Source organism: Micromonospora sp. NPDC049559 (assembly GCF_040676675.1).
Lineage (GTDB): Bacteria > Actinomycetota > Actinomycetes > Mycobacteriales > Micromonosporaceae > JBFAPK01.
This window is the reverse complement of sequence record NZ_JBFAPK010000021.1, coordinates 66,599-89,459: the sequence shown is the minus strand read 5'-3', so window position 1 is coordinate 89,459 and position 22,861 is coordinate 66,599. Positions and strand designations below refer to the sequence as shown.

General features: G+C 65.3%; 12 protein-coding genes. 6 read left to right on the top strand and 6 right to left on the bottom strand.

Annotated elements, in window-relative coordinates; translation table 11 throughout:
- Window positions 1-196 precede the first annotated feature (196 nt).
- The 3 genes from AB0J86_RS22330 to AB0J86_RS22320 form a co-directional block, all read right to left on the bottom strand.
- On the bottom strand, window positions 197-562 hold the full coding sequence (locus AB0J86_RS22330; RefSeq protein WP_363859509.1) for a hypothetical protein: 366 nt from the start codon (window positions 560-562) through the stop codon (window positions 197-199).
- Window positions 563-1,505: 943 nt separating this feature from the next.
- Window positions 1,506-2,042: a histidine phosphatase family protein gene (locus AB0J86_RS22325; protein ID WP_363859508.1), complete on the bottom strand. Its 537-nt coding sequence runs from the start codon at window positions 2,040-2,042 to the stop codon at window positions 1,506-1,508.
- A 218-nt stretch (window positions 2,043-2,260) separates the two neighbouring features.
- Complete coding sequence (locus AB0J86_RS22320; RefSeq protein WP_363859507.1) at window positions 2,261-2,749, bottom strand: HIT domain-containing protein; 489 nt, start codon at window positions 2,747-2,749, stop codon at window positions 2,261-2,263.
- Window positions 2,750-2,909: 160 nt separating this feature from the next.
- Between AB0J86_RS22320 and AB0J86_RS22315 the strand changes: the two genes are divergently transcribed.
- Window positions 2,910-3,784 (top strand): IS5 family transposase gene (locus AB0J86_RS22315; protein ID WP_363859506.1). Its coding sequence is split into 2 segments (ribosomal slippage): window positions 2,910-3,593 and window positions 3,596-3,784, totalling 873 coding nucleotides; the frame shifts between segments, so codons are not numbered across the junction.
- Window positions 3,785-3,844: 60 nt separating this feature from the next.
- Window positions 3,845-4,156: a hypothetical protein gene (locus AB0J86_RS22310; RefSeq protein ID WP_363859505.1), complete on the top strand. Its 312-nt coding sequence runs from the start codon at window positions 3,845-3,847 to the stop codon at window positions 4,154-4,156.
- Window positions 4,157-4,317: 161 nt separating this feature from the next.
- Here AB0J86_RS22310 and AB0J86_RS22305 read toward each other — a convergent pair whose 3' ends face one another.
- Window positions 4,318-5,715, bottom strand: a complete 1,398-nt coding sequence (locus AB0J86_RS22305; RefSeq protein ID WP_363859504.1) for a 3'-5' exonuclease — start codon at window positions 5,713-5,715, stop codon at window positions 4,318-4,320.
- Between the two features lie 704 nt (window positions 5,716-6,419).
- Window positions 6,420-6,638 (bottom strand): hypothetical protein, encoded by a 219-nt coding sequence (locus tag AB0J86_RS22300; protein WP_363859503.1) that lies wholly within the window; start codon window positions 6,636-6,638, stop codon window positions 6,420-6,422.
- On the opposite strand from AB0J86_RS22300, the gene AB0J86_RS22295 reads away from it, so the two are divergent.
- Window positions 6,620-7,666 carry an IS3 family transposase gene (locus AB0J86_RS22295; protein ID WP_363859502.1) on the top strand — a complete coding sequence of 349 codons (1,047 nt, stop codon included), beginning with the start codon at window positions 6,620-6,622 and terminating at the stop codon, window positions 7,664-7,666. The two genes, AB0J86_RS22300 and AB0J86_RS22295, sit on opposite strands and share 19 nt — an antisense overlap.
- Here AB0J86_RS22295 and AB0J86_RS22290 read toward each other — a convergent pair.
- The gene (locus AB0J86_RS22290; protein WP_363859501.1) at window positions 7,609-12,597 is read right to left on the bottom strand and encodes a LamG-like jellyroll fold domain-containing protein; all 4,989 of its coding nucleotides are present in this window, start codon (window positions 12,595-12,597) and stop codon (window positions 7,609-7,611) included. The genes AB0J86_RS22295 and AB0J86_RS22290 overlap by 58 nt on opposite strands.
- 440 nt (window positions 12,598-13,037) lie before the next feature.
- On the opposite strand from AB0J86_RS22290, the gene AB0J86_RS22285 reads away from it, so the two are divergent.
- From AB0J86_RS22285 to AB0J86_RS22275, 3 genes are all read left to right on the top strand, one after another.
- The gene (locus AB0J86_RS22285; protein WP_363859500.1) at window positions 13,038-19,910 is read left to right on the top strand and encodes a polymorphic toxin-type HINT domain-containing protein; all 6,873 of its coding nucleotides are present in this window, start codon (window positions 13,038-13,040) and stop codon (window positions 19,908-19,910) included.
- 12 nt (window positions 19,911-19,922) lie between these two features.
- Window positions 19,923-20,567: a hypothetical protein gene (locus AB0J86_RS22280; protein WP_363859499.1), complete on the top strand. Its 645-nt coding sequence runs from the start codon at window positions 19,923-19,925 to the stop codon at window positions 20,565-20,567.
- A 551-nt stretch (window positions 20,568-21,118) separates the two neighbouring features.
- Window positions 21,119-22,393 carry a DUF6236 family protein gene (locus AB0J86_RS22275; protein ID WP_363859498.1) on the top strand — a complete coding sequence of 425 codons (1,275 nt, stop codon included), beginning with the start codon at window positions 21,119-21,121 and terminating at the stop codon, window positions 22,391-22,393.
- Window positions 22,394-22,861 lie beyond the last annotated feature (468 nt).

Sequence of the window (22,861 nt, the reverse complement as noted above, 5' to 3'; positions counted from 1 at the left end):
ACGGCATGCAGCCACCGTCGAGTCTCGAGGGGAACGCACCTCGGTGCCTACTACATAAATCTTGGATATAACCAGGATCGTCGGAAGCATCGTTCACCCGACAAGCCCGAGCCGAGCCTGGCCCGGATGGGCGGAAACCAGGCTCGGCTACGCGCCGGTGGCGCGGCGACCGGCACGCCGGCGCGGAGGGCTGGTGTCAGATGGCGTAAAATAGCGGGTTCGCGTACGAACCGCCTGCCGCATAACTCGCACCCAAGCCGACGTTGACGTTCGGACCCGCGACGTAGCTGCCATAATCGGCGACATATACGTCGAAGTGGACCACGTAGGCCGGCGTCGCTGGTGCGAAGAAGGCCGAGTTGCACGTTCCCTGGTCGACGTGCATGAAGCCAGTCGAGTTCCACCAGTAGACGTTGGCCGCGTAGTTTCCCGAGGCGCAAAATTGGACCCACCAAGGCGTTGCGGCGCGGGCGGGGCTGGAAACCCCTAGGCTGAGTCCTCCGACCAGGAGTGCCATTGACGCGACGACGACGGCAATGCGGCTCTTCAGCCTGAATTTCACGGGAATCCTTTCAAGGGTATTGGGATTCGGAAAACCAATCGCACTATCTTGTCTGCTGGTCCGATACGGATCAATCGGTTTCCGGTTGCTGTGTGCTTTGTCATTCGAATGAACGAAACGGCACCGAGAGCCGTTGCGCACCCCGGGCTCGATGCACCTTTCAGCGAGATTGATCGTGATCCGCCGGTTTTGGCCCATCTCGGTCGGTCTCTGACGTCGCCCGCCGGAGGGCTGCGAAATCGGCATCCTCAAATCTCGCAGGTAACGGGTCGACCCGGGTAATGCCCGGCCGCCAGGCGGCACCACCGACGTACCGCCAACGGCAGATGCAGATGACCGCGACGGCCGATCCGGTGCACACCGTCCGCAGCCGGGCTGACCAGGATGATGCCGGCCCACGGGCAACGCACGGCTGCCTTTCCAGCCTCCGCGTCCGGTGTTGTACCGTCCGACGACGGTCTGCGGGCTGTGTCCCGCGTTCCTGATGCGCTACCACGGCCAGACTCGCTTGCGTACCGATTCCGACCCGCGAATCGCGAGGCAGGTACGTCCAGCTTGCCGGCGTGGTCCGAGTTCGGTCCGCGACCGGTCCCGCGAAGACTGATGTTAGATGGCGTTCTCTGCCAATCCACTACCAGCGGTCGGCGACTCGCCCAGGTAAGTCAGCAGCGCTTACCAAGGGTGAGGCAGCCTGCCGTGGTCCCAGCTCCGGCGCGCTGATCCCGGGCGTCCTGCGGCTGCCGGCCCACGTGAAGCTGGCATCGCCAGTCGTCCGTTCGTGTCGTGCGGCGTTGCCAACTTCGTCCAGACGGCTGGCCCGGGCGGTCCGGCTTAACCTCGCATATTTCGTGGCGTTGGTCGGCCTCGTGCTCGGGTACCATGCCGGCCTGAACGTTACCGTACTCAGCCAACCGCCAATCCAGCGCTTACCAACCGTCCAGGCTCAACTGAGCCGGTATTCCCAGCCGTGTTCGCGCCACTGGAACCTGCGTGCTACCAGATCCTCCACGGTCGCCCGATTGACGAGATGCTCGAGGCCACGCTGGGTGGCGATGTGACCGATTACCATCACCCGCCGCCCGGCCCACCGCGTCGGCAACTCCGCGAGGCTGCGCGCGACCCGGTAGATTGCCTGGCGATGACTCTCGCCGTCTGGATAGGGCCGGTCGAGATGGTCCATGAGGTCGCGACCCACCTCGACAGACGGGGTGCCGTTGCGGGAGCCGAAGTCACGCTCGCGTAGCCGCCAGTCGTACAGGATCGGGATGTCGGTTCCGCCGAAGGCGAGCTCGGCTGTCTCGACCGACCGCCGAAGGTCGGAGCAGAATACGGCGGCGATGCCATCTTCCCGCCGCCGCCGACCCATTTCGGCCGCGTTCTCCCGGCCCTGGGCACTCAGCCGCCCCGGCAGCCAGCCGGTTGCCAGTCCTCGCTCGTTGTCCTCGCTCAACGCATGGGTCTCGAAGACGATCTCCAGCACTCCAGCACCGTACCGAAGCTGGGGCTAACTACATCCGGACGGGTGCCACCACTCGTGCCCCGGCCGGGCATGGTGCCAACTTTAGGTGACGGGACATCTGCTGTTCGTCCGGATGCACTTGGCACGGCCGGTCGCCCGCGAAGTGTGGTGGTGCCAGGTAGCCGGATGGTCAGGCGCGATGTGTCCGAACCTACCTGGCGCCAGCGTGGGGAGGGTGATTATGGGCTGAGGGCTGCGCGGATGTCGGCGCCGAGTTTGGCCAACTGCTCCGGGCTGTACTTCACGATGCCGTTTTCGTTCATCAGGGCGTGGTACTGCTGCTGCTCGTATGGAACCCCCGGCGGCAGCGGCGCGATATGCCAGTGGACGTGTGCGTTGCCCTGCATGCTGCCCAGGGACAGTAGGTAAACCCGCTCGGCGGCGGTCACCGCTGCTACTGCTCGGGCCACCCGGTGTACCGCCGCCTGCAGGCCGAGGTACTCCTGGGTCGTCAGGTCACGCACCACGTCCTCGACATGGCGGCGCGGCACCACAAGCGCGTAGGCAGGCAGGGTCGGATAGCGGTTGAGGAATGCGACGTGGTCGCCGTCGTCGTAGAGCGTCTCGTGCTCGAAGCCAGGATCGCCGTGTAGGAACGCGCAGACAAAGCAGGCAGTGGAGCGCACCTGCTGGTGGTAGGCGTCCAAATCTATCGGTACCCGGTGCATCAGACGCACGGTACATGATCGCAATGTTGAATCCTGGTGCCGTTGCTGGCAGTCGGACTGCCCATCTTCACCCGTCCTTGCCACGGCGTGGTCACCTTCCCGGCGCTAGGGCCTGTTTTAGAAGTTGATCGACAGGTTGAGCTGCGTTGATGATCTTCTGGTGGGTCGTGGTGATCTGACCGATGAGCAGTGGGCCGTGTTGGAGTCGTTGCTTCCCGGGCCGGACCGGCGTGGTCGGCCAGCGGTGTGGTCGCGTCGGTTACTGATCGACGGGATCAGGTGGCGAGTGCGGACGGGGTGCCCGTGGCGGGATCTGCCGCCGGAGTACGGGCCGTGGCAGACGGTGTATGGGCTGTTCCGGCGGTGGCAGCGGTCGGGTGTGTGGGCGCGCATCCTCACCGCGTTGCAGGCCAGGGCCGACGCGGCTGGGTTGATTTGCTGGCAGGTCAACGTCGACTCCACGATCTGCCGTGCGCATCAGCATGCCGCTGGCGCTCGTCGTGACCCTCACGCGCAGCGGGAGCCGGCCGGCGGGTTGGTGCCGGAGCCCGCCGATCACGGACTCGGCCGGTCTCGGGGTGGTCTGACCACGAAGATTCACCTGGCGTGCGAGCAGGGTCAGAAGCCGCTTTCGATCCTGATCACCGCAGGGCAGCGTGGTGATGCGCCCCTGTTCGTGCCGGTGCTGCGGGGCATCCGCGTGCCTCGGCTGGGGCCGGGCAGGCCGCGTCAACGTCCGGAGAGGGTGCGGGCGGACAAGGCCTACTCCTCACGGGCCAACCGGCACTACCTGCGTGAGCACGGCATCAAAGCCACCTTGCGCAACCGGCCGGCCAGATCCGCAACCGCAAGAGGCGCGGCGCGGCCGGCGGCAGACCACCAGCCTTCGACGTCGAGGACTACAAGGCCCGCCACGCGGTGGAGTGCGGCATCAACCGGCTCAAGCGCCACCGCGCGGTCGCCACACGCTACGACAAACTCGCCGTCCGGTTCGAAGCCGCCGTGCAGGTCGCCGCGATCAACGAATGGCTCTGATCAACGGGCATGCCCTCGTGGGATGCTGGGCCGGCTGACCAGCAGAGCAAGGGGACGCCGATGGCTGCCGACTACTACTACGCCGACACCGAGAACGGCGAGCACATCGACGACCCCTCAGAGGACGCCCTGTTCATGCTGATCGAACGGCTGAACCACGACGACAACACCTTCGTCACGATCAACCCCGCCGACGACGACCCAGCCTGGTACGCGTCCATCTCGCTGCTCGACGACGACACCTACGAAGTCGAACGCCGCGATGCCCACCAGCGCATCCACGACCTCACGGTCGAAACCGACCGCAGCCGCATCGCCCAAGACCTCACCATCTGGCTAGCCGGCCGCAGCTACCCCAACCCACCAGCCTGAACCTCAGTACCCGCACTTCTAAAACAGGCCCTAGGTCGGCGACACTGCGCAGGAGGCCGTTGCGGATGATGTGAGGCAGATTCCGCGCCGGAGTGAAGTGAGCCAGCCGGGCAAGTTCATCTTCGCCAGCTCGGCGGCGACCGCGAGGTCGAAGGACCCGCTCATGGGGCCACCGTCACCTGGTAGAGGCCGGAGCCGGCCGACGGGAGCAACGGGGTCAGCTCACCGGTGTGCGTGATGATTAGTTCGTCGCGGGCACGGGTGACACCGACGTAGAGCAGCCTGCTCTCCCGGGCGGCGGCCTCGTCATGGCCGAACGCGGCGACCGTCTCGGGGTCGGGACACCGGTCGGCGCCGCAGAACGGCAAAAACACCACGTCGAACTCCAGGCCCTTCGCTGAGTGGTAGGTGCCCGCGTACACCCCTGCCGTGATCTCCCACTGGTCGAGGTTGTCGTGCAGCGCGCGGGCTCCGGGGATGCCCCGCGAGGCGCTGCGGGCTTCGGCACGGGTCCGGGTGAGGATACCGACCCGGGACACTTTGCCAAAGCTGTCCGCGTTCGCCGCAACCCCCTGCGCCTCCACTTCGGTCGACGAGTACCGGACCAGCGTTGGTCTCGCGCCGGCCGCTCGCTGCGGCGCCCGCGGCTCGACCAGGTCGGCGGAGTCTTGGAAATGCGGCATCTCGCCCATGGCAATGGCCAACCGGGCGATCTCCGGGCTGTTGCGGTAGTTGTCTAGGAACTCCTCAGTCTTGGCTACCGTCAGACCACAGGACCGCCAGGACACCCGCTGCCCGTAAATCTGCTGGGCGTAATCTGCGAACAAGGTCAGGCTGCCGGCGGCCGGGATAGCCGCAGCGAGGGAGCGGATTGCCTCCGGCGACAGGTCCTGCGCCTCGTCGACCACGATGTGCTTGTACCGGCGCGGCTGCGCGTCGTCGGCGAGCGCCGCGCGAACTGCGGACGGCACGCCGGCCCAGTCGTAGGGCAATCCGGCCGTCGTGCGGGCGGCGAGATAGTTCGTGCGGATCGCCCAGATTGCCTGCCGCTGCGATGGCTGCAGCGGTTCCATCCGGCCGACGCGTCGCACCGCGAGGTAGTCCGACAGCGTGGCCAGGCCGTTACCATCGATCCACTCCAGCTCGTCGAGGAAGAAGTCGGTTGTCCGGTCGAAGAACGGGCTCGGACGGTACGTAGCGGCGGTGGCCTTGACCGCCTGCTCGACGTAGTAGTGCCGCTGAGTCGGGGTCGCGATCTGGCGGTAACCCATTCGACCGCGGGCGGTTAGATAGCCGCGGCCGAACCGGCCGTACGTTTCGACCGTGACGCCAGGCAGGTCGGCGGCGAAGTGCCTTAAGTAGGCCACCAGCGAGTTGGTGTAGGTTAGCAACAGCGTGGGTCCGCTGTTCTGGGTTCGGGGGTCGGCCAGATGCGCCGCACGGTGCACGGCCATCACGGTCTTGCCCGTTCCGGCGGTGCCGAGGATGACGTGGTGCCCTCGCCCGGTCATGTAGACCACGTCGTGCTGACGGCCCTGGGGTGTCGGCAGGTCATGCACAATCCCTGTAGATCACCGACGGGCGGGAGAACCCGCCAAGAGGACTACGACTCTACCAACGAATCCATAGTCGACATTTGCTAAATTGCCTGTCCGATTGAGGTCGCAAGGCGCAACCATGGCGTGATTGGCCACCCTGGACAGTCGGTCCGGTCGTTGACCGACCGCTTTATCCCTCGGAAATCCGGTACGTAAAGTACCCGTCCGCCGTCTTTAGCACGATGAGAACATCCGGCTCCGCGTCTGGGCGGGACGACCGAACGGCTCTGTTGGCTGCTTGAAGCGTTGAACGGTCTACCAGTATTCGTCTGAGTGATCTTGCCACTGCCCCGGCATGGACTGAGGTACTCGACCGTCCGGAGCTGGTACGACATCTGCGCTCGGGCGGCGGATGGCACCGAGGACAACTGGTCGGACCGCCCGTCTCCCGACTTTCTGTTCCTGGGCTGCGGTAACTAGCCCAGCTCGTAGAACGCGCGATGCCCGCCCTCGTATATTCCGGGCCGGGTTTCAATCACGGCCTCGCGGGTGACCGGGCACTTCAACTCACGCGGGGCACCTTCGACGTGTTGTGGGCGCGGCTCGATGTCGAGGGCGCTGCAGGCATCCTTGGCGGGCATACCGGCGGTCGCGGTGTCCAGGAATCGCCCCGGCCCAGAAACGGACCTAATCTCCCGGACCGTCCTGGGATAGTTGGGTTTCTTCTATGGCGGCGGCTCGGCGAGGTGGTGCAGCGTGCGTTTGTTCTGGTCGCGGAACCAGCCCTGGGCCCAGACCTGGGCCTTGGGCGGCTGCCCGGTCGCGGTTTCAATAATGTGGCTGATCAGCCGGATAAGATGATGTTCCCCGGGTTTGGTGGAGTCGGTTTGTTGAGTTTCGTGCGTTTCGCTCGTTGAGGAGAGACGTGCCGAAAAGATACCCACCCGAGTTCCGTCGCAAGGTCCTTGATCTACTGAAGGCCGGCCGATCGGTGGCCGACCTGGTCCGGGACCTGCAGATCAGCGACCTGACCATCTATACCTGGCGCCGCCAGGAATTGATCGACACCGGGCGTCTACCCAGGATTACGTCGAAGGACCAGGTCGAGCTGGTCGCCGCGCGGCGTCGTATCGCCGAGTTGGAGACCGAACTCGCGGTCCACCGCCGTGCCGCCGAGTTACTCAAGGAGGCGGTGCCCCCAAAAGGCCGGTACACGGCCATCAAGCAGATGGCTGCTGAGGGACTGCCGGTCAACGTGGGCTGCCGCGTCTTGCGGGTGTCCGTGTCGGGCTACTTCGCCTGGCTCGGCCGGCCGCCGTCGGCGCGGGCGTTGCGGCACGCATGGCTGACCGAACGGATCAGGGCGGTCCACGTCGCGTCTCGAGGGGTGTACGGTGCGGGCCGGGTTCATGCGGAGTTGCGACTCGGGCAGGGCATCGTTGTCGGCCACAACGCGGTGGAGATGTTGATGCGGCGCGCCGGGATCAGGGGCCTTCCCCACCGACGGCGGCCCCGGCCGAAGCATCAAACCTCGACCGCGGCGGACCTGGTCAACCGCGACTTCAGCCGTGGGGAGCCCAACCGGTTGTGGGTTACCGACATCACCGAACACCCGACCAGGGAGGGCAAGGTCTACTGCGCGGTCGTGCTGGACACCTACTCGCGGAAGGTCGTCGGCTGGTCGATCGACGCTACGCAGACCGCCACCCTGGTCACCAACGCGCTGGGCATGGCGATCAGCAACCGCCAACCGCAGCCGGGCACGATCATTCACTCGGATCACGGCGTCCAGGGTGAGTTCGACCCGCGGTCGCTGTGGTGGACCAACTGGCCGTCGCGGACGTCGCGGGACCAGATGCCGCATTCGCCTGGTGGGGCCGTTAGGTGGTGGCCCCACCAGGCGTTATCTGGGTGCTACTTGTCGTTCATGATGGCGGTGATTTGGTCGGTGTCGGTTATGGCGCCGACGTAGGTGCGGATGTCATCGAGGGTGCCGGCGAAGTAGCCGGTGTAGTTGTCGAGGTACTTGTAGCGGCCGATGTTGAAGGCTCCGGTGGCGTTGACGCCGCCGGACGCCGCGCCGGTGGCGGCGAATTGGCCGTTGATGAACAGTGACATCTGGTGGGTGTTGTTGTCCCAGGTGCCGCAGAGGTGGGTCCAGCTGTCGGGGGTGGCTTGGGAGGAGCTGACGGCGATGTAGCTGGAGTCGCTGGTGCCGATGACGAACTCCCAGGCGCCGAGGCTGTTGGTGCGTAGCCAGAGGCCGCTGGAGCGGTTGGCGTCTTGGCTGAGGATGGCTCGGTAGTTGATGTTGGTGGTGTTCTTGTCGAGTTTGGCCCAGGCGCAGACGGTGTAGCCGGAGGTGGTGTTGATGACCGGGCCGCTGGTGTTGGCGTAGCCGCCGCTGAGGATGAGTCCTTCGTTGTAGATGCCGCTTCCGCCGGCGCCGGATTGTGCGGCTCCGTTGATGGTGAGGGGGTGTTGGTTGCCGGAGGTGTCGGTGGTGACGCCGCTGGTGTTGTCGAACTTCCACTGTCCGGACAGGGCGTGTGCGGTGTCGGTGACACCGTCTGTGGTGTTCATGATCGCGGTGATCTGGTCGGGTTCGGTTATGGCGCCGACGTAGGTGCGTACGTCGTCGAGGCTGCCGGTGTAGGTGGCGTAGGCGTCGAGGTACTTGTAGCGGCCGATGTTGGCTGAGCCGGTGGGGACGATGGTGGTTGTCGCCGTGCGGATGCCGTCGAGCGCGCCGTTGATGAAGATCATCATTTGGCTGGTGGAGGTGTCCCACACGCCGCAAACGTGGGTCCAGGCGCCGGCTGTTGCTGGCGCGCGGGAGTTGACGGCGGTGTAGGCGCTGTCGCTGGTGGAGATGACGAATTCCCAGTAGCCGAGGCTGTTGGTGCGTAGCCAGAATCCGCTCGATCGTCCGGCGTCTTGGCTGAAAATGGCGCGGTACGTGGTGCCGTTGCTGCCGTCGAGGTTTGCCCAGGTGCAGATGGTGTAGCCGGACGCGGTGTTGACGGTCTTGCCGGTGGTGGCGTAGCCGCCGTTGAGCCCGAGCGCCTGGGCGTATTTGCCGGTGACGCCGGTCTGGGTACTGCCGCTGAGGGCGAGCTGTCGTCCGTTGCCGGAGGTGTCGGTGGTGACGCCGCTGGCGGTGTCGAACTTCCACTGTCCGGACAGGGCGTGTTGGTTGTTGGTGGCACCAACCTGCGTGGAGGTGAGGGCGCTGGCCCATGCCTGCACGTTGCTGACCTGGCCAGAGTAGTACGAGACGGGGGCACCGTTGTTGAGGTACCGGCCGATGGCGAAGTTGCCGGTGCTGGGCCAGGTGACGGCGGGGTTGTGGTAGGCGGTGTCGACCAGGAGGTTGTTGACATAGAGGGACATGGTGTTGGTTTCGGCGCTGAAGACCGCTACGAGGTGGGTCCAGACGCCGAGTTGCGCGCCGGCTGGTGCGATGGCTTGGTCGTAGGTCCAGCCGTTGGTGTCGCCGGTGGCCATGCCGAAGCGCCAGGTGTTGTCGTCCTGGTTGTCCCAGATGATGAATCGGGAGGAGTGTGCCCCGTCTTCGGAGGCGATGACACCGCCGGCGCCGGTGGGTTTGACCCATACCGACAGGCTGAAGGACTTGGTTGTGTCGATGAGGGGGCCGTTGCTGTGTAGCGTGGCGGTGCCGGTCGTGTCGACGCTGACGTCGTTCGCGGTGGTGTTCAGTTGTAGGGATGGACTGTAGAGATCGCCCACGTGCCAGACGGCACTGCTCGCGGTAGCGCCTTGAACGGTGAGAGGGCTGTTGCCGACGGTGTCGGCTGCTGTGGTGACCGCCGCGTCTTCGGTGCCGTCGTTGAGCGGCCAGGTGTGCGTGGAGGCGAGCAGCGTTTGTTTCGGCGGGATGTAGATGGTGGGGGTGGTGGTGAGATTGTCGATGAGGTAGGCCGTGACCTCGGCGTTTTCGCCGACGGTCCAGAGGTCAGGGGTGCCGTTCTGGTTGATGTCGGCGACTTGCAGGCTCAGGTCGGCATTGGTGTTCCAGCCGTTGGTGACGATGGTCTGCTGGTTGTAGGCGAGGGTTTGTGTGTCGATGTCGTACGTGAGGCTGGTCCACAGGAAAAGTGATCCGGTGGTGCGGTTCCACAGGTACATGACGGTGCCGTTGGTGGTCTGACCGGTGGCGATGGTCCAGTTGTTCCAGTAGACGTCGCCGGTCGGGGTCTTGTTACTGAGCGGCTCAGAAACCTGATAAAAGGCGATGCCGTCCTGGCTCGCGTAGTAGGTCAGGGAGTAACCGCTGGTGTCGTCACCGCTGATTCCGATGAGGTCGGGGTAAACAGTGCCCTGACCGGAGGTGTGACCGGCGTTCGCGATCTGTACGGGTTCGTCGCCACGCCCGTCGGTCAGCGTGCCGCGAGAGAACGGGTACCTGTTGGTGTTCTGCTGGGCTTGCAGGACCGACCCGTCGCCATTGCCGTAGAGCACGGTACCGCCGCCTTGATGGTCGCCCGCGGGGTAGTAGACGAGGACGTCCTGCAGACCGGCGCCGGTGGTGAAGTGGCCGGTGATGACCTGTGCGCCAGTGAAGCCGATGGGACTGTTGCCGTCGCTGAACCCGTTGCCGTTGGCGCCGATGTCGGTTGCGTTGGCCGCGATCGTGCTGTTTTTGCCTTTTGCGAGCCAGAGGCCGGCGGGTAGACCGTGGGTGCCGCCGACGGTGAGGAGATCGGGTTGGTTGTCGCCGGTGAGATCGCCGTCTGCGGCGGTCGTGGCGGGGGCGGAGTTGAAGGGCTGTCGCGCGGTGCCGCCGAAGTTGCCGCCGGCGGTGAGGCTGGTGACGGTCAGTACGTTGGTGAATCGGGTGGGGGTGATGTCCAGGGTGGCTTTCCCGTTTGTCGCGCCGACCGTGCCGGGCGGCGCGCCGTTCAGTTGGTAGCTGTAAGCGGTGGGGACGATTGTGGACGTCGGTGGGTCAATGGTGACGGTCACTTTCTGACCGATGGTGCTTGTTGGGATTGGCTCGATGACTGGTGCCCCGCTGGGGGTAGGGTCGTAGGTGAATGTGCAGGTGGGTGACCAGTCGCTGGTAGTGATGGTGTCGGTGACCTGCACGTGCCAGGAGAACTGGGTGAGTGTGCTTCCTGCGTTGGTGTCCAAGATGCTTTGGGATACAGGAAAGACCGCGGTGGTGCCAGAGGCATAGGTGAGTGCGGAGGTGGACGAAGCGATTGGCTTCTGCGTCGGGTCGGAGGTCTTCCAGAGCTGGAAGGTGACACCGAGGGTGTTACCGTCAGGGTCGGATACCGGCGCGTACAGGGTGACCGGGCCCTGGCCGATCGTTGTTGGGCTTGCGCTCGGGCAGGCTGTGCCCGGGTTCGTGCTCATGCCGGTAGGCGTGTTGGGACGGCGGTTGTAGGTGATGGTCAACCGCGGGCTTGTCTCGAGAAATTCCTTCCAGCTGTATTTATCGGTTGCTTCGTTTTCGCCCATGAGCAAGAACGTCTGCGTCTTTTTGCTTTTTTTGACATCCTCGTTGATGGTGTTGAGAACATCGAAAGCGACCCCAGCGGCCGGGCAATTGGAGTTGTAGCCGTGTGCGACGTTCGCGGAGGCGACGACGTCGCCGATGTCAACGCCGGCCCAGTATTTCCATGTGGCGTTCGACGAGGTGAGTGTGGTGCCGGGGGCGTAGACGTCGACCGGGCGTGCCGTGCACGAGAAAGACCAAATTTCCGTGATGTCGAAGGTGGCGGACTGGATAGTGGCGCCGATGAGGGTTGAGGTGGCGATCGGGAAGTTGATCAGGGTGTGAGACCACATCTCTCCCGAGTTGCCAACCTGCATCCGGCCCTCGGGGTCGGGCGTGTTCTTCCAGTAGTTGGTGGTGGCGTTGGGTTCAGCGACGGTGGCCCAGCCGTTGTTGCCTGCGCCGACAGAGGACCAGGTGGGATCGATGAACAGCGGATAGACCGTGTCCTTGGCGGTCAGCATCGTCGCGTCAGGGGTCAGGTCGATGCCGCCAGCCCGGACACCCACCTTGATCGCGGCGGTGTGTGCGCCGTGGCCGGGACCGTGTGCGGTGGAGGCGACGCGCGGAGGCGAGCTGGAGCTCGCGCCTGGCGCGACGGGTTGGGTGCGGTTCGGGTTGGCGGTCGGGGCTGGGCTAGTGGCCGAGTCCCACATGGTCGGTGCGGGAGCGGTGAACACGGCGGCACCGTGCCGGTCCTTGGCGCTGAGGTTGCCGGCGTTGTCGCTGGTGACGGTGACCCCGTCGGTGTTCGTGGTCAAGGCCAGTTGCTTGAGTGCGGGATTGGCTGCCGCGGTGGCGTCGTGGACGACGAAGACCTGGGAGAAGCCGCCGTACAGGTCCGCGGTGACCTGAAGGTCGACGCCGGGCAGAACGTTGGCGTAAGTGGCGGTCGCACCGGAGGTGGTGGGGGTGGGTAGCCGCGTCGGCGCGGTCAGCGACAGCTTGTTGCCGCCGTTGACCATGGTTGCCAGCGCGCCGGTGCCGCCGGCGGAGAAGGTGAGCGAGTTTGTGGTGACGGCGGGGGAGAGGGTGCCGTCGGCGTTGCGGTGCAGGGTGGCATCCAGATTGGCCCACGCACCGTTGACGCGTTTGCGCACGGGCACGGCGGTGCGGGTCAGGGTGAGTGTTCCGTCGGGGTTGGCGCGCAGGGTGTCAGTGGAGGTGGTGGCTCCGACCACGTCGACGGGCTTGCCCGTGCGTTGAGCCTGGGCGACCGCCTCTTCCCTGGTCAGTGCGGCGGATGCTGTCGCAGGGGGCGGTGTCTTCGGTTTCGGCGCGGCGATCGCCGCGGGGGCCTGTCCGGCGGCGGCGATGATCGCCGCGAGGCCGGTGAGCGCGGCAAGTCGTCTGCGTGCCGCGCGCGAGGGGAGTGCCATCTGAGATCGCTTTCGAGGTCCGGAGGGCTTCGAGGGCCCGGGTCCTCGACAAGCTAGCTACGGCCGCTACCGAGAGCGTGTGATCAACACCTCACGGTCAGTCCGTTTTGAAGATCTCGATCCACTTTTGCCGCCCCATAGTGATCAATCGTTACCTGGCCGTGATCGAGGCGGCGAAGCTGATCATGCGAGAGTGTCTGCGCCCGCGGCCTGCCTCCGGCGGCCTTCGTGCATGACAGCACCTCTTGACGCTTCCTTGCGAGGTTGCCATGGTTCGACCGACGGGATTCGCCGTCCCAGCACGGTGGTTCGCAGCGTTGGCGGCGACAGTCACACTGTCGCTCCTGGGTACCACGGTCGGCGGTGTCCCGGCCGTGGCGGCACGGCCGGCGCGGCCCACGGCGCCTCCTCGACAGCCGTCGGGGCGCCCGGTGCCCGGAGTGCGGGCCTTGCCGTCGCGATTCTCGGCACCGCCACCTGACCCGGCCAAGCGCAAGTATGTGCCGGAGAAGACGGCTTGGCCAGCGGCTGGCCACGCCGCGTTGTCGCTGGCGGCGCCGACCACAACCGCGGCGGCGGGTCGGGGCGCCAAGGCACGCGACACCCGACTCCCGGTCTGGGCGCAGACGGTGGCGGACGCCAAGGGCCGCTACGCCGGACCGGCGAAGCTCGACGTGCAGGTGCTGGACCACGGTCGTGCCGAAGCGGCCGGTGTCAACGGGGTGCTTTTGGCGGTCACCCCGGCCGGGCCTGGTGGAGGTGCGGTTCAGGTCGGGCTGGACTATCAGGCGTTCGCGCAGGCATACGGCGGCAACTACGGGTCCCGGCTGCGGCTCGCGTCGCTGCCGGCCTGCGTGCTGACGACGCCCTCGGCGGCGGACTGCCGCCGGATGACCCTGCTCGACTCCACCAACGACGCCCGCGAGCAGAGTGTTTCCGCTCCGACAACACTCGGTGTGGCGCCGGGTGGCGCGGCCACGCCGATGGTGCTGGCGGCGGTGAGCGATCCCGCGCCCGAGGGTGGCGAGGCCGGCACCTATGCGGCCACCGACCTCAAACCGTCCGGGTCCTGGTCCGGCGGAGGAAGCTCCGGTTCGTTCACCTACTCCTACCCCATCGCCGTGCCGCCGGCGGTGTCGGACTTCGTGCCGGACCTGGCCCTGTCGTACGACTCGGGCAGCGTTGACGGGCAAACAGTCTCCACCCAGGCGCAGTCGTCCTGGGTCGGCGACGGCTGGTCGACGCCCCAGTCGTATGTCGAGCAGTCGTTCGTGTCGTGTGCCGACAGCCCGGAGGGCAGCGCCGCTCCAAACCCCACCTACGACCAGTGCTATGACGGCCCCATCCTGACCCTGTCACTGGGCGGCTCGTCGACATCTCTCGTGTGGGACAAGGGCAAGCAGGTCTGGAAGCCGGAGCGCGACAACGGCGAGGTCGTCACCCATGTCGTCAACTCGAACAACGGCACCGGCACCTACAACACCGACTACTGGCAGGTCACCGACCGCGACGGCACCGTGTACCAGTTCGGCCGTAACGAGATCCCGGGCTGGACGTCGGGTAAGCCGACCACCAACTCGGTCGACTCGCAACCGGTGTACTCCGCGCACTCCGGCGACCCATGCAACGACCTTCCCGGATCCGTCTGCACCATGGCCTACCGCTGGAACCTCGACTACGCCAAGGACATCCACGGCAACGCCATCGCCTACTACTACAAGCAGGACAAGAACTACTACGGTCAGAACAAGGGCTCCAAGAACGTCGAATACGTCCGCGACAGCCACCTCGACCACATCGACTACGGCTTCACCGACGGCAACGCCTACGGCACCCCACCGAACCGGATCGAATTCGGCACCAGCGACCGCTGCGTATCGGGGACCTGCAGCCCGCTGAACTCCAGCACCGAGGCGAACTGGCCCGACGTGCCGTACGACCTGATCTGCCCCGAGGGCAAGACCTGCACCTCGTGGAGCCCCTCGTACTTCTCCACCGTCCGGCTCACCTCGATCACCGCCAAGCAGTACTCGCCCGCGTCCTCGACCTACGTGCCAATCGACTCCTACACGCTCACCCAGACCATGCCGCCCACCGGCGACGGCAACTCACCCACCCTGTGGTTGAGCGCCATCAGCCACACCGGCTCCGATACCGGCGGCGCCGGGCCACCCGCCGCGGTCACTCTCCCGCCCGTGCAGTTCAGCTCGATCTTGCTCGACAACCGCGTCGACAGCCAACGCGACGGTTGGACCGCTCTCAAGCGCAACCGCATCCTCACCGTCACGACCGAAACCGGCTCGGTCATCACCGCCACCTACGACCTGCCAAACCCCTGCACCGCTCCCGTCACCACCAACCCGGCAGGCAATACCCGCTCCTGTTACCCGGTGTACTGGACCCCGGACGGGCTCACTGATCCGATCCGCGACTGGTTCAACAAGTGGGCGGTCACCAAGGTCACCTCAACCGACCCCACCGGCGGCGCCCCCGCCACCGCCACCACCTACGCCTACCTCGGTGGCGCCGCCTGGCACTACGACGACAACGAAGTGGTCAAGGCCAAGTACCGCACCTACGGCCAGTTCCGCGGCTACGGCAAGGTCGCCACCCTGCTGGGCACCGACCCCAACCCCCGTACCCGGTCGGAAACCACCTACTACCGCGGCATGTCCCGCAACAACAACACCACTGCGGTCACCCTCACCGACTCCGCCGGCGGCACCCACGACGACACCGACGAACTCGCCGGCAGCGAACTGGAAACCACCGCCTACCTCGGCGACGGCGGTCCGGTCGACCACTCCACCATCACCTCGTACTGGGTCTCCGCCGCGACCGCGACCCGCACCCGCACCGGCCTGTCCGCGCTCACCGCGAACCGCGTCGCACCGATACAGACCTACAGCAGGCAGGCGGTCACCACCGGCGGCACCACCAGCTGGCGGTACACCGGAACCGACAGCTCCTACGACGCCAACACCGCCAGCCCCACGTTCGGCCTGCTGCAGCACACCTACACCCACACCGTCCCGGCAGATCCCGCCTACGACCAGTGCACCACCACCAGCTACGCGCCGGTCAACACGGCGAAGAACCTGGTCGGCCTGGTCAGCGAAACCGAGGCGGACTCGGTCGCCTGCGGCGGCTTCACCCAGGGATCCCCGCCCTCGGTGCCGGGCAGCGTCAACACCCTGACCGCCCCAGCCAGCGTGAACCGGCCGGACCAGGTCGTCAAAAACGAGCGCACCTTCTACGACGACCCGGACTTCGCGACCACGTTCCCGCAGACCGTCGCCCCCTCGTTCGGCGACGTGACGATGACCCGCACCGCCGCCACGTGGGCGTCCGGAGCATTCACCTACCAAACCACGGGCCGGTCGACCTACGACTCCTACGGCCGCGTCACCTCCGCCTACGACGGCAACGACAATCCCCCCACCACCACCGAGTACACGATGAACTCGGTCGGGCTCACCACGACGGTCAAGGTCACCAATCCCCTCAAGCAGAGCGTCACCACCACGCTCGACCCGGCGCGCGCGCTGCCCCTGACCACCACCGACCCCAACGGTGTGGTCACCACCCAGCAGTACGACACCCTCGGCCGCGCCACCTCCGTCTGGCTGAACTCCCGCACCACGAGCCAGCCGGCCAACTACGCGTACACGTACCAGGTTTCCAACAGCGGCGTCACGGGCACCACCACCCGGAAGCTAAACGACCTTAACGGCTACCTGACCTCGACCGTCATCTACGACGCGCTGCTGCGTACCCGGCAAACCCAGGCCATGACACCAATGGGCGGCCGGCTGATCACCGACACGTTCTATGACACCCGCGGCTGGGTCACCGCCACCTACAACGGCTGGTGGGACGGCACCACCCTGCCCGCCATCGGTAATCCCGTCAGCGCGCCCGACCTCGGCAAAGCCGTCCACAACAAGGACCTGTTCACCTACGACGGCCTCGGCCGAGCGGTCATCGACGAAAGTCAAGACGGCGGCTCCACGGTGTCGAAGACCACCACCGTCTACAACGGCGACCGCACCACCGTCATACCCCCGACCGGCGGCGTCACCACCACCACCGTTGTCGACCCCTTGGGTCGCACCAGCCAGCTGCAGCAGTACACCACCGCGCCCACCCTGGTCACGCCGTCGAACACGTTCACCGGCAGCTTCTACCTGACCGGCGGTACGACCACCGCGACCACCTACGGCTACGACGGCCACGGCAACCAGAGCACCCTCGTCGACGCCCAGAACAACACTTGGACCTCGACGTACAACCTGCTTGGGCAGGTCATCGGCAAGTCCGACCCGGATGCCGGCACCAGCACGATGGCCTACGACGGCAACGGCAATCTCATCCAGAGCACCGACGCCCGCGGCAAGACGATCTCCTACACGTACGACGCAATCAACCGGAAGACCGGCAAGTACGACGCTCCGGTGTCGGCACAGACCCCGCAAAATCGCGCCGCCTCCTGGGTCTACGACAACTCAGACAGCGCCGTCCTCGGGATGAAGTTCCCCATCGGCCACCTCACCACCTCCACCGCCTACCACGACGGCGCCGCCTACATCACCCAGCAGAAGGACTTCAACGTCTTTGGCGAGTCATTAGGCGAGATCATCACCATCCCCGCGACCGAGGGCATGCTGCTCGGGGGCAAGACCTACACCTTCAGCCACCAGTACACCGTCAACAGCGGTCTGCCCTTCCGGGACGCCTACCCCGTTGCCGGTGGCCTGCCGACCGAGACGGTCAGCCACTCGAGCACGGATTTCGACCAACCGAACGCTGTCGTGGGACTCGCGGGATACGCCAAGAAAACGGACTACGACGAATACGGGCGACCGGCCCAGGAAACCCTGGGCGGCACTGCTGGTCTCGCCTTCGTCACCAACGGCTACGACCAGCACACCGGCCGCCTCACCAGCCGGCTCCTCACCCACAGCAGCTCCACCACAGACTTCGTCGACAACCAAACCTACGACTACGACCTCGCCGGCAACGTCACCAAACAAACCGACGCCCGCCTCAACTCGACCACACCCGAAACGCAGTGCTACCGGTACGACACCCTCGCCCGACTCACCTCGGCCTGGACCGCCACCGACAACTGCACCGCCACCCCCACCGCCGCCGACCACTCCACCGTCGGCGACACCCTCGGCACCAGCAGCGCCTACTGGACCACCTGGGACATCGACGTCCTCGGCAACCGCAAAACCCAAACCACCCACAACCTCACCGGCGGCGCCGACACCACCACCAGCTACACCTACGACGGCAACGGCGCCCACCAGGCACACACCCTGACCTCGACAAACACCACGGGCGCGACCACCTCCACCACGTCATACCGCTACGACGCGGCCGGCAACATGACCAGCCGCAACGCCGCCCAGGGCCAGCAAACCCTCACCTGGAACGACGAAGGCAAGCTCACCTCCGTCACCGGCGGCACCGCCGGCAACAGCTCCTACATCTACGACGCCGACGGCAACCTGCTCCTACAGAAGGACCCTGGCAGCACCATCCTCTACCTGCCCGGCGAACAACTCACCCTGAACACCAGCACGCAAACCGTCACCGGCACCCGCTACTACCCGCTCCCCGACGGCAGCCTCGCCATCCGCACCGGATCCGGCACCAACTACTGCTTCGCCATCACCGACCGCCAGGGCACCCCCAACCTCTACCTCGACTACACCGCCCAGACGCCCACCTGGCGGCAGTACACCCCGTACGGCCAACCCCGCGGCGCCGCCATCAACCTCATCGACAACCGCGGCTTCCTCAACAAGACCGAGAACGCCGCAACCGGCCTGACCCACATCGGCGCCCGCGAGTACGACCCCACCACCGGCCGGTTCATCTCCGTCGACCCCGTCCAAAGGCTCGCCGACCCTCAGCAATGGACCGGCTACGCCTACTCCAACAACTCGCCCATCACCTACTCCGACCCAACGGGCCTGGACCATAGTGACGCACAGTGGGAATATGATCACCCGTACTCGGACCACACGCTCGCGGACGACCTCGGCGGCCCGGGTAGCGGGGGCTCCTCCGGCGGACACGCAGGCAACGGAGGAAATGGAGGCAAGGGCAGCGGAGGCGGAGGGCCTGCAACCTCCCCAGCCCTACCAAAACCCAAGCCAAAGAAGAGCCACTGCGGTGTCTTCTCCTGGGCCTGTAAGGCATGGGACGCCACCAGCAACTGGGCGCAGGATCACCCCGTCCTCGTTGGCACGGTAGTCGGTATCGGAGTCGGGATCGGCTGCACCATCGCAACCGAAGGCGCCGGCGTCGTCGGCTGCGCCGCCATCGCAGGTGCGATAGGCAGCACCATCACCGACGGTCTCCAAGGCGCACCGCCCGAGGAGGTGGTAGTCGACGCCGCGGTAGGAGGACTAACCGGCGCCGTCACTGCCGGCATCGGCGAGATGTTCGCGCCCGAAGCGGGCCCACTCGCGAGAGGGCTGAAACCGAAGCCGGGCTGCCACAGCTTCGACCCCGACACGCCGGTTCTGCTGGCAGACGGCAGTAAGAAGGCCATCAAGGACGTACAGGTCGGTGACGCGGTCACCGCAACCGACCCGGCGAGCGGCACGACCACCGCGGAAAAGGTGACCGCGCTACACAACAACCGCGACGTCGACCTCACTGACGTCAGTGTCGCCACGCCCGAGGGCGCCATTCTCACCCTCCACACCACCAGCCACCATCCCTTCTGGGACGCAACGACCGAAACCTGGGTAAACGCGAGCCAACTGCAACCAGGTGACTCCCTACGCGGCGAGGACGGGCACGAAGTTCGGGTGGCCAGCATCCGAAGCTTTCTCGGCGCACGTCAGATGCGCGACCTCACTGTCGACAACTTCCACACGTACTATGTAATCGCCGGCAACATGCCGGTATTGGTGCACAACTGTGGCGAGAGTAAATGGACCCCTGACGAGAATTACTCGCCGGAGGCTGTTGCTGGCAGGAGTGCGGCGAATAAGGCATATTACTCGGTTCCTCGTGACACTCACGAGCTCGTTAATATGTTGGAGGCAAACCCAAACATGTCGCCGCGGCTGAAGCCAAACGGCAGTGTCGACACGTTCGAGGGGAATAATCTGAGTGGTCCAGCCAGGCGGTACTGGGATTCTTGGAAAGGCTCGCCGATCTACTGGAATGGTCGACCAGGAAGTCAGATTAGAATCATGAGAAATCAGACAACCGGCCAGATTGCCTATTTTCCTCTAACGAAGGAAGGTGTGCATAACTACGGATCGCCAACTCTCTATAATTGGTGACAGGCCCGAAAGGTGGTGTACGACATCTCCCAAGGATGTCGTACACCGGCTTTCGCTGGCGTTCTCAATGGAATCGAAGGTTTCGAAAAGATGAAAAAAGCGGATTATTCTGAGCGGCTGGCTCCCGCGGGCCTGATCCTCCTCGGGCTGATGGGGCCGGAGCTTCCCCTCATTCCGCCGACACTCGCAACTCTTGCTCCAGGTTATCCGCCAAGGTCTGGCGCGTGGCCAAGATCGGTCGTCCGCACCGATGTTCCGGATTTTGTAACTAGAGCGAACGACGGCTGGCTTGATCTTTCCCGTAAGGGGGGGCTTTTTGGTGACGATCGAGAGTTCTTGGTCGCCGTCGAAATCCGTGAGGACGACTGGTGGTGGGCGCACGTTAAGCTGGCCGAATCGTGGGACATTATGGGTGCAGGCTCCGCAAGCGCACTCGGCAGCGGATTCGGCGTACCGGAGTTCGCCATGCTGTCACTGGCCGGAGATGTCATTGTCTGTGGCACGGCGGGGGAGTCCATGATCGGCAGCGTTCTGCTGAACGGATTCCGAGATCTCACCGACCTTCGTGAACTCGCGGATTGGAAGGCAAGCTGGCCCGGCACGCCGCAGCGGGAGAGGATGGCTGCGCGACGATGGCTTGAGTCTATAGGTCGTTGAGCTGACATCAGTGGCTTGCGTCGTGTATCGACGGAGGTGGCGGTGATGGCAGGTAGCGGCGAGTTGGCAAAGCGGGTCAGCTGTCGTCGCAGTGCGCCTGTGTTGCCGTCACGGTTGCCGCCAAACGGGGCATTTCACGCACGGGGCTAGATGCTGGTCGGCTCGCCGCCGAGGAGGCGGTGCTGAGGGAGGCGTCGCCTGTTGCGGCCTCGACACGTTGACGGCGTCGACGGGACAACCGTCTGCTACCGCTCAGCCGCAGCCAACGCCGTCGATGTCCGAGCGAGTTAGGGAGCCGTGGGGCAGCAACGGCCAGCGCCGCCATTCCGCCACCGGACGGGGCGCGACAGCTTCACCTGACGCTACGGTGGCGGTGCCCGGGTGCAGGTCGCCGATCCCAAGGCATGGCTAGTTTGGACGGTATGCGACCATATACCGCTTGAGCATGGGCTTGCGAGGGAGCATAGACTGAGCTCGGTTCGACATGGTGTGGGCGGTTGGAGCGCATTCGCAGTATGCCCTTCCTCGCCATACGTGGTAGAAAGTTCTGGATGGGTCTGCTCGAAGGTGCGATGGCGGAATCCGGCGCGCGGCTGCCGCGGATGGCCGTCTACTACCCGTACATCCACTTCCGTGACGCCCGCTGGTTGAAGGTGGCAGCGCTCTACTGGCCACACATGGTACGGATCGTGCATCCGGACTATCCGACTCGCAACTCTCGCCTCGTTCAGATTCTGCAGGACGAACTCGGGTTTGTGGTCGATCACTCGCCGACTACGGCGGCACGGACGATGGTCGGGTCCTTCCTTGAGTTCGTCAACACGCTTCCCAGTGAGCGTCATCAGGCCTGGCGGGTGCGACGGGAACTCGCGTACCGGGATCCGCAGGAGCTTGCCGAACCGCAGCCGTTTCCATTGACGGGTACGGAACATGACTGTGTTCCCGACCTGGAGCGCTATGGACCGGCGCAGTGGGCGGATCCGCAAGGGCTGGCTGAACGAATCCGTGCTGGCGCACTAGCCGACGTCCATGCAAGTGAGCTGGCATCCCACCTGGCCGAGCACATGATCGACGCCGAGCTGGCGGTACCGGCTCGTGGCGACTGGTTCGCCATGCATCCGGAGCTGGCTTGGATCTACAAGTGTCGGCTGACTGAGGAACTGGCTCGACGTAACAACCTTGCCGTCACCACCGATCAACTGGCCGCCCATGCCGTTATCTCCGGTCCACTCAACTTCGCACCAGACACCGGCGCGAGCCATGACGTGATTGACCGGCCAGGCATCTCGGATACGTTTGGCCTGCTCTGTGTCACCGCAGTCGTGCCGCGCGATCTTGATCAGGTGCCGGTAGAAAAGATCATCGAGGTACGACGTCGTTACGGTGCAGAGTTCGACCGCTGGCGCGAATATATTGACAGGGTTGGCGCTGGTCTGGCCGACCAGCTGCGACAGATCGAGTCGCCGGTCATCCTCAAGACGTACTTGTCCGATGCCGTCTCCCGCTACGCGAAGGCGCCGGTGGAGGGACTTCGACGTGGTCTGGCGGACGTTGGGATCGACACTGCCGCCCTCGCGCTGAACAATAAGTTCGAGATGCCCGCTGGGTTGGCGACCACTGGCCTGCTCGTTCATCCGCAGTTGGCGGTCGCTGCAGGTGTCGCGTTCGGTGCGCTGAGCCTACGCCGAACCGCTCGAGCCAAGGCCGAGGCGGCTCGGGTCGCGCCGGCGGCCTACCTGCTCAGCGTTCAGCAGACGCTGGCTCCCCAGACCTGGTTGTCCCGAGTCATGGCAGCGGCACGACGAGCGGCAGGACTGTCACCCTGACCAGTCATCGCCGCTGCCGCCGGCAAGACCGCATCACGATCAATCTGGCGTGCATGACCAGCGTTGAAACCTCGCGCGATGGTTCGCCGGTGTGGCGGCCACCAGGACGGCCACATGGTGAGCGCGATGTCTGCCCTGTAGTGCGGATGGACGAGGCTACAGATGGTTGCCTTCCCGATCATGCCTCACACCACGCGTTATTTACTGACGGCTTTGAGGTGGACGAAAGGGGCTCGATGTATGCCGAGACCTATCTGGGGTCGGGTGCCGCAGTAACGGGACTTTGTCAATCATCCATCGGACACGGCGGCACCGTTGTGACGGCGCGTGCAGGTGACGGAGGCTGAGTGTCCCGATGAGCCGAGGGAGTGGATGAGACTGTGGGGCGACGGGAGGCTGCCCAATCAGAGCCTCGGGACGCGACAGCGACATCATCCTTCGATCGGGCGGCCGCACGTGACGCATGGC